The following is a 12,065-nucleotide window of genomic DNA, read 5'->3' on the forward strand; positions in this document are numbered from 1 at the left end:
CCGGACATCGGCAATGCGCCGCGGGCCGCCGGGGCGACCGACCGCACCCCCTCGACGCCCGCGAGCGCCTCCGCGGTGCCCGGCGCGGCGGCGGACGGGGCGGTCACCCGGATCTGCGTGCCCGCCCGGAAGTCGGCACGGTCGTCCTGGGACCGCTGGGAGGAGGCGTGCTGCCCGATCGCCAGCATGCCCAGCGCCACGGCCGGGGCCAGCAGCAGCACGGGTGCCGCCGCCCGGCCCGGGCGGCGGGCGATCTGCCAGGCGGCCAGCGCGGTGACCGGACCGCGTCCGCGCGCCGCCAGCCGTTCGGCGAGCCGGGCCAGCGGCGGCAGCAGCCGCAGCGTGAGCACCGTGCCCGCCAGCAACGCCATGGCCGGTGCGGTGATCAGCAGCGGATCGAGTCCGGCCCCGAAGGCGTCGTCGGACCGCCGGCGCAGCTGGAGGTAGGCCACCACGGCCAGCGCGACCAGCGCCAGGTCGCCGCCGGCCCGCAGCGGAGCGGGCAGCGCGCGGGCGCGGCCGCCGGCCGCCGCCGCACCGGTCAGCGCGGGCAGCGTCATCGCCGCGGCGCAGGCCAGGGCGGTGACGGCGGAGGCGAGCCACACGTCCGGGCGGCCCGCCAGAGCGGCCAGGGAGGTGTCCGGGCGCAGCCCGATGCGGGCCAGGTCGCCCTGACCGCCCATCAGCGCGGTCAGCGGAGCGGCGAGCGCCGGGGCAAGGAGCGCGGCGGGCAGCGTCAGCAGCAGCGACTCCGCCCCCGCCAGCGCGGCCGGACGGCGCCGGGAGGCGCCGCGGGCCAGCAGCAGCCGGGTCTCCCCGGACCGCTCCGCGGTCAGCAGGCGGGCCGTCAGCAGCAGGGCGCAGCCCGCCGGGACGGCGAGCTGGGCGGCCACGGTCAGCAGCGTCGACCGGGAGACCTCGAGGGACCGCTCGATCCGGTCCAGCGCCGCCGGCAGGCCCGTGACGGCGCTCGCGGTCGTCCCGCCCATCCCCTCCGGCTGTCCCAGCGCGCCCGACCGGGTGAGGGCGGCCGCGCCGTCGCGGGAGGCCGTCCGCAGGGCGTCCAGCCGGTCCGCGGTCAGCGAGGCGAAGTCGGCCGACACCAGCCAGGACGACGGGCCGGTGCTCACCCGCTCCGAGGTGAGCACCGCCGGGTCGGTGAGCAGCGGGCCGTAGGTGGTGAAGTCGACGGTGGCCGCGCCCCGCCCGCCCAGCTCGTCCAGGCGCCAGTACGGGGCGCCGGGATCACGCGGCCGGAACAGGCCGGTGATCACGACCGGCACCGACGGGCCGCCGAGACGGTCGGTGAGGGTGAACCGGTCGCCGGGGGAGAGGTCCAGCGCGGCGGCGGCGTTCTCGGCCAGCGCGGTCTCGACCGGGGCGGACCCGGCAGGGGCGCCCGCGGCGGGCGGACGGCCCGCGGTGAAGAGGACCTCCGCCGGGTCCAGGGCCGCGAAGTGGGTGAGGTCGGGGCCGCCCGCCGTGTGCCCGCCGGACCTCCCGCCGTCACCGTCCCGCCCGCCGGGCAGCGCGTAGGAACCGGAACGGATCAGCGGGCGCACGGTGGCCGGCAGTCCGTCGAACGTCTCGGCGGCCGCCCGGCGGACGGCGGCGTCCGCGGCGGCCTGCCCCTCGCGCCCGATGTCCGCGCGGACCAGCAGCGAGTTCTCCGCGGCGGCGGCCGGGTCGCCGAGCGCGTGACGCAGCGAGGCGTCGCCGAGGGCGCCCGCGTAGGCGGTGAGGGCGGCCAGGACCGAGGTGGTCAGCAGCACGGTGAGGAAGGCGGCCGCCAGCAGCGCGCGGTGCGCGCGGATCCGTGCCGTCACGAGTCCCGTCACGCGTCGCCCCCCGCTGCCCGCTCCCCGGATGTCCGTGCCGGGAGTCAGGTGCGTCGGCGGGCCGTGCTCCTGGCAACTGGGGCGATCGTGTCAGAACGGCGCACCGGAGCACAGCCGTTCGATCAAGGGTGAGACGCGATCGTGACCCGGCTCCGCGTCACTCCGGGTCGGCGGAGTTGACCATGGAGGCCGCCGCGTAGGTGAGGTAGCTCCACAGCGTGTGCTCGTGCTCCTCGGACAGGCCGAGGTCGTCGACGGCGGCCCGCATGTGCCGCAGCCAGGCGTCGTGCGCCGCGCGGTCCACCGTGAACGGGGCGTGCCGCATGCGCAGCCGCGGGTGGCCGCGCTGCTCGCTGTAGGTCGTGGGTCCGCCCCAGTACTGGATCAGGAAGAGACGCAACCGCTCCTCGGCCGGACCCAGGTCCTCCTCCGGATACATGGCCCGGAGCTCCGGGTCCTCCGCGACCCCCTCGTAGAAGCGGCGGACGAGGCGCGTGAAGGTCTCCTCGCCGCCGACCTGCTCGTAGAAGGTCTCCGTCTGCAGTGTGCCGCGCCGAATCTCTTTCACCCCTCCATCGTCTCAGACGGGGGTACCCGGTCCTCAAGGCCCGTGGACGGGCCGGAAGCCCCGAGGACCGGGTGCCCGCCGCGTCAGCCGCGGCGGATGGTGATCGTCGTCCAGGCGCCGACGTGCACGCGGTCCCCGTCCCGCAGGGGGACGGGGACGAACGGCTGGATCGGTTCCTCGGCGCCGTTCACCGTGGTGCCGTTGGTGGAGTTCTGGTCGATGACCGCCCAGCTCCCGTCCGGCTGCTCCACCAGCACCGCGTGCTGGTGGGAGACGCCGGGGTCCTCCGGCGGCACCGCCAGGTCGATGTCCGGGGTGTCGCCGGTGGAGTGCCGGCGACGGCCGATGGTGACCTGCGGGCCGGTGAGGGTCCGCTGCTGCTCCGGCGAGTACGCGGGCAGGTTGAGCCCCGCGGCCTCGGGACCGGAGCGCTGCATCATCGCCATGAAGTACGCGCGGTCCGGGCCGACGGTCGCCGTCCAGGTCGCCCGGTGCGGCTGACCGGGCTGCGGGTAGCCGTAACCGCCGCCGGGACCCTGGCCGGGCTGCCCCGGCTGACCGGGGTGCCCCGGGCCGGGACCGTGGGAGGGGCCGGGCTGACCGGGCGCGCCGGGCCACGGCGGGGGGCCGGGGTGCGTGCCCGGACCGGCGCCGGGTCCGCCGAACGCCGCGCCGCGCTCACCCGGGCCGCCGGGACCGAACGGGCCGCCGGGCGCCCCGGGGCCGTCCGGGCCGCCGGGTCCGCCAGGACCGCCGTGACCACCGGGGCCGAAGGGTCCACCCGGGCCACCGGGTCCACCGGGCCCACCCGGACCACCGGGTCCGAAGGGACCGCCGGGTCCACCGGGGCCGTCCGGGCCGCCGGGCCCACCGGGGCCGCCGTGGCCCCCTGGGCCGAACGGGCCGCCGGGCATGCCGCGGCCGTCGGGACCACCGGATCCACCGGGGCCGCCGTGACCGTCGGGGCCCCCAGGTCCCCCCGGGCCGCCGGGGCCGAAGGGACCGCCGGGCGCACCGGGGCCGTCGGGTCCGGTCGGGCCGCCGTGGCCACCCGGGCCGAACGGGCCGCCGGGCATGCCGCGGCCGTCGGGACCGCCGGGACCACCAGGACCGCCGTGATGACCGGGACCGCCCGGGCCGCCGGGTCCGCCCGGCCCCGGCCCGAAGGGGTTGCCGGGACCGGCGGGGCCGCCGGGACCGCCCGGCGACGGCGGCGGCAGCGTCCAGTCGTCGCCCGAGGGCCCGGCCGGACCGCGGCCGCTCTCGAAGATGGCCGGCCGAGGACCGCCCGCCCCGGGCCGCTCCTGCTGGAAGGAGGCCGGCGCACCGCTCTGCCCCCCGCCCAGCGGCTCGGCGGGACGGTTCAGCTGGGAGGGCCGCGAAGGCTGGTACTCCGACGGGTCGGGCGGGTACGACCGCCCCCCGGGCGGAGGCGGCGGACCGCCCGGGCCCCCCGGACCGCCGGGTCCGCCGTACGACGGGGGCGGCGGCGTGTAGGAGGTCGCCGTGTTGGTCAGGAAGTTCCACCGGCACTCCTCGCAGAACGGCGCGAGCCCCTCGCGGGGCGTGCGGCACTGCGGGCAGAGCTCCGCGGGACGGCCGCCCTGGCCGTCGGCCCCTCCGGGCGGCGGCGGGAAGCCGTAGCCGCCGGGCGGCGGGGGCGGCGGGGGCACGGCACCGGCCATGCGGTGACCGCAGACCTCGCACCAGTCGTCGGAACCCGACTGGTGTCCGTTCGGGCAGGTCGGCATGTCGGCGCTTCCCCCTCTCCCTTTCCGGCCGCTCGGCGGGCCGGCTCGCTCACTGCTCGTGCGGTCGCCTCTTCACACGGACCGTCTTGGTGGACCGGGTCTCGAGGGTCATCTCGTCGGCTTCCGCGACCTTCGTCTTCAGTCGCACAGTACCTGTCGCCTCGTCGATCACGTCCACCACCTTCGAAAGGAGTTTCGCCGTATCGGCGTTTCCCGACAGCCGGGCGAGCCGCACCGCCCGGCCGAGTCTGGCCGTCGCCCCGTCCACGTCACCCGCCTTGCGGGCCTCCAGTCCCCGCTTGACGGCCTCGGCGAGTTCCGCCTGCCCCGTGTAGTGCGCGACCTGCGGATCGATCGACGTCGAGGCGGCCAGGTCGTCGGTCCACACCGCGCGGACCAGCCCCTGCGCGCCCAGGCCGTCGGCGGAGCCGTCGGGCCGGGGAACCACCGGCGAGACGCGGGCGGCGAGCATCTCCCGGCCGACCCCGGCGGGCGGCACCTCCACACAGACGTGGTAGTCCCGGGACTCGTCGCCCCATGACCCGGTCGGGTAGTCCCCGGTCCGCGCCCCGGCCTCGCGGCGGCGGCCGGTCAGGTCCTCGACGGAGGGCGCGACCTGCTTGACGAAGCGGACCCGCGCCCCGGCCGGGGTCCACAGGCGCAGCGCCACGCCGGCGACGCCCTTGCCCATCGCCGTCTCCATCATCGCGGTGAAGTCGGCGGCCAGCTCCCGCGGGTCGGCCACGATGTCCGCGGTGCCCAGGAGCGCGGAGGCGATCGCGGTGACCTCCCCGACCTCCCAGTCGGTGCCCACGCCCCGCGCGTCACAGGTGAACCGCCCGGCGCAGTGCTCCAGGGCGGACGCCAGCCGCTCGGGCGACTCGTGCTCGTTGCGGCCGTCGGTCAGCAGGATGCCGTGCCGGATCGCCACGTCCTGCGACCACAGCAGGCGGTCCGCCAGCCGCAGCCAGGAACCGATGGCGGTGCCGCCCCCCGCGGTCAGCCGGCGCAGCGCCTGCCTGGCCTGTTCCCGGGTCCCCGGGCCGGCGACGGCGAGCCGCCCGGCGCCCGGATAGACCTCCTGGGCGAGGTGGGTGCCGCCGATCACCGCGAACCGCACCCCGTCGCGGACGGTGCCGATCGCCGCGGCGGTCGCCTCCCGGGCGCCGCGCATCTTGGCCGGCGGGTGGTCCATGGAACCGGAGCAGTCCACCATGATCGCCACGGCGGCGTCCGGCCCGCCGCCGCGCCCGGGCGGGCGGGGCGCGGCGACCCCGTCGCGCGGTGCGCCGCCGCCGGTCGCCGTGACGGTCACCACGGCGTGCACCTCGCCGGCGCCCTCGGGCAGGAACGCGTTCTGGTGGACGTCCACGGAGAAACGCGGCACGTCGGGTTTCGAGAGAATCGCCATGCGTTCGTCCCCCCTCGCGCCCCCGGCTCCCTCGGCCGGGCGCGCCTCAGCCGGATCCTGCCCCCGTGCCGGGACCCGGGAACGGCACCAGCGCCACTGTTACGTTGTCGTGGCCCCCTCCGTCCAGGGCGTGACCGACCAGGACCCGGGCGCTGTGCAGCGGGCGGGCCGCCGCGTCGGCCGGGAGGATCTCCGCCATCTGCTCCGCGGCCTCGGCGTAGTTCCACAGCCCGTCCGTGCAGACCACCACCACGCCGGGCCGGTCCGGCTTGAACGAGGCGGTGTGCGGCTCCAGTTCGTAGGCGTCGGCGCCCAGCCAGCCGGTGATCGCGTGGGCGCGCTCGTCGGCGTACGCCTGCGCCTCGCTCATCAGCCCGGCCGCGACCATCTGCGCGGCCCAGGAGTCGTCCTCGGTGAGCCGCGCCGGCGCGGAGCGGTCGTCGGGCACCCAGTAGGCGCGGCTGTCGCCGACCCAGCCGACGACCAGCAGTCCGTCGGCGACCACCGCGGAGACCAGGGTGCAGGCCGGCGCGTTCTGCTGCGCGGCGTGCTCGCGCGCCCCGGCGGGCTCGCCGGCCAGCGCGTCGACCGCGCGGGCGGCGGCCAGGATCGCCTCGTGCATCGCGGTCTGCGGGTGGGTGCCGCGCGGCAGCGCCTCGCGGAGCGTGTCGGCCGCCGTGCGGGAGGCGGCCGCGGACGCCTCGTCGGGGCGGGTCGCGGAGGAGACCCCGTCGCAGACCACGGCCACCGAGACCGGCGTGCCGTCCGGGAGGGAGGCGGTCGCCAGGGCGAACGCGTCCTCGTTGCGGTGGTGGCGCAGGCCGCGGTCGCTGACCGCGGCGACGGGCCCCGACTCCTGTTCCATGTGGTCCCGTTCCCGCGGCTGGGCGTGGCCGCAGTTCTCGCAGTAACCGTCACCGTCCACCCGGCCGGCCCGGCACGCCACACAGGCCTGGCCGTCGGCGCCCCGCGGCGCGGCGGGAGCCGCCACGGAGGCCCGCGGGTCCGCCGCGCGCGGGGCGGGCGGCTGGAGGACGTAGCCGTCCGTCGTGGGCTCCGCCCCGCCGTCCGCGGAGGACCGCGCCCCGGTGCGTCCGGGCGCGGCGGCCGCCGGCGGCGCGTCGTCGCGCGTCCGCAGGGCGACCGTCGGCGTGTCGGCCTCCGGCACCGCGGCCGACGCAAGGTTCAGGCCACAGGCCCCGCAGTAGAGATCGGCCGGCTCGACCGGCTCGGCGCAGCCCGGGCAGGCGGACAGGCGGTGGGTGTCGGCAGTCATCGGCGGCACCACTACACCCACGTCCGGGGACGGTAACGGTTGGCGCGTTCCACCAGGTCGATCCTCTCCTCGCCGCCGTCCGCGAGACGGGCCAGCGTGCGGTACGAACGTTCCAGGCCGAGGCGGAGTCCCCGCTCGTCCAGTACTTCGCCGAGCACCCCGCGCCCGGAGAGCACCGGTGCGGAGCCCCGGCCTCCGGAGAGTACCCAGTCGAGCGCGCGGCCCAGCACCTCCGCGGACAGCCGCTCGCGCCGCACCGCGTCCAGGCCGTATCCGCCCAGCGCCTCCACCTGCGCGGCGGCGGCGGTCAGATCGTCGAGGAACCGCGTGTCGGCGCCCACCACGGTACGCCCCCGCAGGCGGGCCCGGACGGCGGCGACCCGGGCCGCGGTGTAGTGGATGGAGGCCTCCGGCACCGACTCCAGGGTGGTGACCGCGGCCTCCCGGTCCCCCGCGGCGAGCTGCACCCGGGCCAGCCCGAAGGCCGCGCCGACGTAGCTCGGGTCGGTCGCCCACACCAGGCGGTAGTACTCGGCGGCGTTGTCCGACTGCCCCAGCACCTCGGCGCACAGACCCAGCGCGAGCTTCGGCGCCGGCTCGCCCGGGAAGGCGTCGTACAGCGCGTCGAAGGCCAGCGCCGAGGCCACGTACTCGCCGGTGACCAGCGACGTCACGCCCCGGTACCAGACCACCCGCCAGTCGTCGGGGTCCTCCGCCGCCAGGTCCAGCAGCTCCTCCACGGCGGCCGCCGCCTCGCCCGCCTCCAGCCGCGCCCGGACCAGCCGCAGACGTGACTCGGGCGAACGGGAGGGCACCGCGGCCAGTGCCGCGATCAGCTCCTGGGGCGCCGCGGTCATCAGCGAGGCGAGGAAACCGGCGTTGGGGTCGCCGGGGTCCACCAGGGGCACCGGCAGGGCCAGCGCGGTGGCCGCGGCGTCCGCCGGTTTCACCGGTCCGGGTGACACCGGCGGAGGGAGCGGGACGCCCGGCGGGGGCGCCGCGACGGCGCCGCGCTGGGCGGGGAAGAACGGCGGCGACGGCGGGGCGGGCACGGCGGCCGTGGCGCCGTCCGCCGCGGGGGCCGGGACCCCGCCCGGTGGCGCCGTCCGCCGCGGGGGCCGGGACCCCGCCCGCGGCCGCCGGGGACCCGGCCCCCGCGCGGCGCCGGGCGAACAGCCTGCCCGGGGGGCTCCGCCGGGCGCCCAGGCGCGAGACCTCCGGATCCGCGTCGCCGAACAACTGCGTGTCCGTCACCCGCAGTTCGGGGCCGAACAGGGTGGACAGCGCGGGCCGCGGGCGGCCGGTCCGCAGCGACACCACCTCGCGCAGCACGCCGGTGAGCTGCTCCGCCATCTCCTGCGCCGAGGAGAACCGGCGCGCCGGGTCCGGGTCGGTGGCCCGCACCAGCAGCCGGTAGAACGACTCGTACCGCCGGAACACCTCGATCCGGTCAGGGTCGGGCAGCGAGTCCGCGAACACCGTGGTGTAGCCGTGGAAGTCGAAGGAGAGCACCGCCAGGGTGCGCGCCACCGTGTACAGGTCGGAGGCGACCGACGGGCCGAGCGTGGCGACCTCGGGCGCCTGGTAGCCGACCGTGCCGTAGACGGCCGACTCGTAGTCGTCCGCCCGGCGGACCGCGCCCATGTCGATGAGCTTGAGCTGGTCCTCGGTCTGTATCGCGTTGTCGGCCTTGAAGTCGCAGTACAGCAGGTTGCGGCTGTGCAGGTGGCCCAGCGCCTCCAGCGCCTCGATGCCGTACGCGCAGGCCTGCTCCACCGGCAGCGGATCGCGCCGGCCGTCAGGGGTGCGGCGGGCGTTGGCGATGTCCTTCAGTGACTTCCCGCCGACGTACTCCATGACGATGTAGCCGTCCATGGAGCCGGTCCGCTGGTCCAGGTGCTCGACGAAGTTGTAGATCCGGACGATGTTGGCGTGCTCGATCTCGGCCAGGAACCGCCGTTCGGAGATGGCGGCGGCCATCGCGTCCTGGTCGCCGGTGTCCAGCAGGCCCTTGAGCACGACCCACCGGTCGGAGACCGCGCGGTCCACCGCCAGGTAGATCCAGCCCAGCCCGCCGTGCGCCAGGCAGCCCGCCACCTCGTACTGCCCGTGCACCACGTCCCCGGCGCGCAGCTTGGGCACGAAGGAGTAGGGGTGGCCGCACTTGGTGCAGAACCCCTCGGTGCGGCCCGGGCGGTCGCCGCGGGCCCGGCCCACCGGCGCGCCGCAGTCCGAGCGGGAGCAGAACCGCTTGCGCTCGGGCACCCGCGGGTCGTCCAGCACCATGGCCCGCGGGTCGGGCCGCGGCACCGCCGGCACGTCGACCAGGCCCGCGCCCAGCCGCCCGCGGTGCGAGCCGCCCGTCCGCTCGCCGGAGCTGCGCACCGACAGGGCGCCGACCGTCGCCTCCCCGCTCAGCGTCCCCGACAGCCGGCCGGAGACCGAGCGCCGGGACCGCGACGACGACCGCGCCGACGAGCGGGAGGACGACCCCGGTCCCGCCGGACCGCCGCGGCCGGCCGGACCGCCGGCGCCGGACGTGCCGGCCGACCCGGTCGAGGGCGCGCTCCCCGGCGGCCGGCCGGTGATCCCGGTGGGCGCCGCGCCCACCATGCCGTCCGGCGACACCACCGGGGCCAGTCCGCAGTGGTCGCAGTACAGCTCACCGCCGCCGACGTCCTCGTACGCGCCCCCGCACTCCGGCCGCTGGCACTTCGCCTCGCTCACGCCCCGTCCCTCCGCACGGCTCCCCCTCCGTCGGCGTTCACGCCTGCGCCCCCTCCGGCCGTCCCGCCCCCTCCTGGGTGGGCATGACGGGCCGCAGCAGTTCGGCCGCGGCCCGCTGGTAGCGGAGGACCGCCTGCTCGGCCACCCGCAGGTCGCAGGGCGCGCTCCACAGCATCCGGCGGGCGATGTCGTACCGCTCGACCAGCAGCGGGTCCTCCGCCAGCCCGTTGCGGGACACCTTCGCCCGGTAGGCGTCCAGCCGGCCGCGCAGCTCGGCGCGGATCGCCAGCGGCGCCGTGACCGCGGCCAGCGACTCGCGGGCGCGCACCAGTTCCTCCTCCGCCTTGCGTTCCAGCTCATCCAGGAGCGGTGACAGCCGGTGCCACAGCCCCTGCCGCCGGTACTCCGCCGCCGTCGACAGCCGTTCCTGGAGCACCGTGGGCGGCCCGCCCACCGCGGGCACCTCGGTGGCCGCGATCTTCGCCAGCACCTCGCCGCGCGCCAGGCGCGCCTCGGCCAGCGTGCGGTCGGCGCGGCTCAGCACGTCCCGCAGCCTCAGCAGCCGGGACTCGGCGTCCTGCCGGACCGTCAGCACCGCCTCCACCTCGCGTCGCACATCCTCCAGTTCCCGCGCGTGGCGGTCGTACGCCGTGGTGTCGGGGCGGCCCGCGCCGGGCGCCGAACTCCCCTCCGCGGGCGTCCAGAAGGACAGCGGGTCGCGGACCACCCGCTCGCGCAGCCGGGTCAGGGCCCGGGTGATCCGCTCCAGGTCGTCACCGGCCGGGTGCTCGCCCGGCCGCACCCCCACCGAACGGGCCAGCTCCCGGGTGCGGCGCAGCTCGGCGGAGAGCATGTCGATCCGGGCGGGCAGCGCCGACCAGACCGCGTCGGCCGCCACCACCGTGTCCAGCGCCGAGGCGTACAGCGCGTTCATCCGGTCGACCAGCGCGGACAGGGTGTAGCGGCGGCCGAGCCGGACGGCGGCGGTGCCGGCCGCCGCGCCGCCCCCCGCTGCGGCGGCCCCGGCCACCGTCACGCTCGGGCCGCGCAGCAGCCCGGTGAGCGCCACCAGGTCCTCGCGCCCGCTCCAGCGGCGGCGGGCCCGCAGCTCCCGGGCGGCGCGCAGGGTGTCCGTCCAGGCCTCGAAGTACGTCCACAGCAGGGTGATCGAGGCGTCCGCCTCCGCCCACCGCTCCTGGGTGGCGCCGGTCAGCTCGGCCCCTTCGAGGAGTCTGCGCCCCGCGTGGTCCTGCAGCGCGAGGAGCGAGGACTCTATCGCCTCGTGCTCCGCGCCGAGCCGCGCCAGCGCACGGTCCACCTCGTCCCGGTCCATCACCGGACCCAAGGCGTGTCCCGTGTCGCCCATCGATCACCTCTCAGTGCGCAGTCGGTGCGTGCGGTCGGTCGGCGCGGACTCCGTCGGCCACGCCGGTCAGACCCTGCCCATGGCGGGCGGGGGTCAGTCGCGGTAGACGGCCGGCGGCGGGTCGGCCGGCTTCTTCATGGTGGGCTCCAGCCACCGGTCGTACGCCCGCTTCCAGCCCCCGTCCGAGACGTAGTCGCGCAGGACGGCGTTGACCCGGCGGACCAGGTCGTCGGCCTCCTTCGCCATCGCCACGCCGTAGTACTCCTCGGTGAACTCCTCGCCCTTCAGCGCCACCGACGGGTCCTGCGCGGCCTGGCTGGCGGCCAGGGCGCTGTCGGTGACCACCGCGTCGACCTCGCCGAGCTGGAGCCGCACCAGGCAGTCCAGCTGGTTGGGCACGGTGGTGCCGATGTCGGCGCCGGCGACGGCCGCCGCGCCCTCCTCCTTGTCCTTCCTGAGCCGGAGGTGGGCCGTGGAACTGGCCGCGGTGCAGATCTTCTTGCCCGCCAGGGACCGGTCGTAGCCCCGGACGTCGGAGCGCGCGGGGGCGAGGACCTGCTGGCCGGTGGTGAAGTAGGGCGCGGAGAAGGAGACCTCCTCCAGCCGCTCGCAGCTGATGGTCATGGTGCGGACCACCATGTCGACCCGGCCCTCGCGCACGGCGGGGACGCGCTGGTTGGTGGGGATGGCGTGGAAGCGGATGTTGGGCTCCTGGCCGGGGCCGCGCGGGCCCAGGATCTCGTCGGCGATCCGCTTGGCCAGGTCGATGTCGAAGCCGGACAGCTCCACCTGCCGGCTGCCGCCGTTGGGGTCGCGGTAGCCCCAGCCGTAGCTGTTCTGGTCGACGCCGACCCGCAGGTGGCCGCGTTCCTTGATCTCCTGGACCGTTTCTCCGCCCTCGTCCTCCGACGGGGCGGGGCTCCGCGCCTCCGGGCGCTCGCAGGCGTCGTCGGTGTCGTCGGTGTCGTCGGCGGCGTGACGGCCGTTCGCGGCCGTGGAGCGCGTGCCCGCCGGCCCGGCGTCCGCGTCCCGGCCGGCGTCCTGCCGCTCCTGCGGCAGGAGCAGGGCGCCGCCGGCGGCCAGGGCGCAGAGCCCGGCCAGGACTCCCGCGACGCGCCGGCCGCGACC

6 protein-coding genes and 2 pseudogenes are annotated in these 12,065 nt (G+C 77.2%); all 8 read right to left on the reverse strand.

Features of this window, described 5'->3' with window-relative positions:
- Positions 1–1,838, reverse strand: a pseudogene (locus tag A2U95_RS14095) (ABC transporter permease); the annotation flags it as partial.
- Between the two features lie 157 nt (positions 1,839–1,995).
- Positions 1,996–2,406 carry a globin gene (locus tag A2U95_RS14100; protein ID WP_166022478.1) on the reverse strand — a complete coding sequence of 137 codons (411 nt, stop codon included), beginning with the start codon at positions 2,404–2,406 and terminating at the stop codon, positions 1,996–1,998.
- A gap of 83 nt (positions 2,407–2,489) precedes the next feature.
- Complete coding sequence (locus A2U95_RS14105; RefSeq protein WP_166022480.1) at positions 2,490–4,157, reverse strand: FHA domain-containing protein; 1,668 nt, start codon at positions 4,155–4,157, stop codon at positions 2,490–2,492.
- Between the two features lie 49 nt (positions 4,158–4,206).
- A complete protein-coding gene (locus A2U95_RS14110; protein ID WP_166022482.1) occupies positions 4,207–5,568 on the reverse strand; it encodes a vWA domain-containing protein in 1,362 nt (453 codons plus the stop codon).
- Between the two features lie 46 nt (positions 5,569–5,614).
- Positions 5,615–6,844 (reverse strand): PP2C family protein-serine/threonine phosphatase, encoded by a 1,230-nt coding sequence (locus tag A2U95_RS14115; RefSeq protein WP_166022484.1) that lies wholly within the window; start codon positions 6,842–6,844, stop codon positions 5,615–5,617.
- An 11-nt stretch (positions 6,845–6,855) separates the two neighbouring features.
- Positions 6,856–9,571 (reverse strand): annotated as a pseudogene (locus A2U95_RS14120) (serine/threonine-protein kinase).
- Between the two features lie 37 nt (positions 9,572–9,608).
- Positions 9,609–10,937 carry a hypothetical protein gene (locus A2U95_RS14125; RefSeq protein WP_166022486.1) on the reverse strand — a complete coding sequence of 443 codons (1,329 nt, stop codon included), beginning with the start codon at positions 10,935–10,937 and terminating at the stop codon, positions 9,609–9,611.
- 93 nt (positions 10,938–11,030) lie between these two features.
- On the reverse strand, positions 11,031–12,065 hold a 1,035-nt coding region (locus tag A2U95_RS14130), incomplete at its 5' end, for a glutamate ABC transporter substrate-binding protein (protein ID WP_206282882.1).

The organism is Streptomyces chilikensis (genome assembly GCF_001642695.1).
Lineage (GTDB): Bacteria > Actinomycetota > Actinomycetes > Streptomycetales > Streptomycetaceae > Streptomyces > Streptomyces chilikensis.

Coding starts and splice junctions, on each gene's coding strand:
- A2U95_RS14105 (WP_166022480.1), bottom strand. CDS start 4,157: ATGCCGACCTGCCCGAACGGACACCAGTCGGGTTCCGACGACTGGTGC.
- A2U95_RS14110 (WP_166022482.1), bottom strand. CDS start 5,568: ATGGCGATTCTCTCGAAACCCGACGTGCCGCGTTTCTCCGTGGACGTC.
- A2U95_RS14115 (WP_166022484.1), bottom strand. CDS start 6,844: ATGACTGCCGACACCCACCGCCTGTCCGCCTGCCCGGGCTGCGCCGAG.
- A2U95_RS14125 (WP_166022486.1), bottom strand. CDS start 10,937: ATGGGCGACACGGGACACGCCTTGGGTCCGGTGATGGACCGGGACGAG.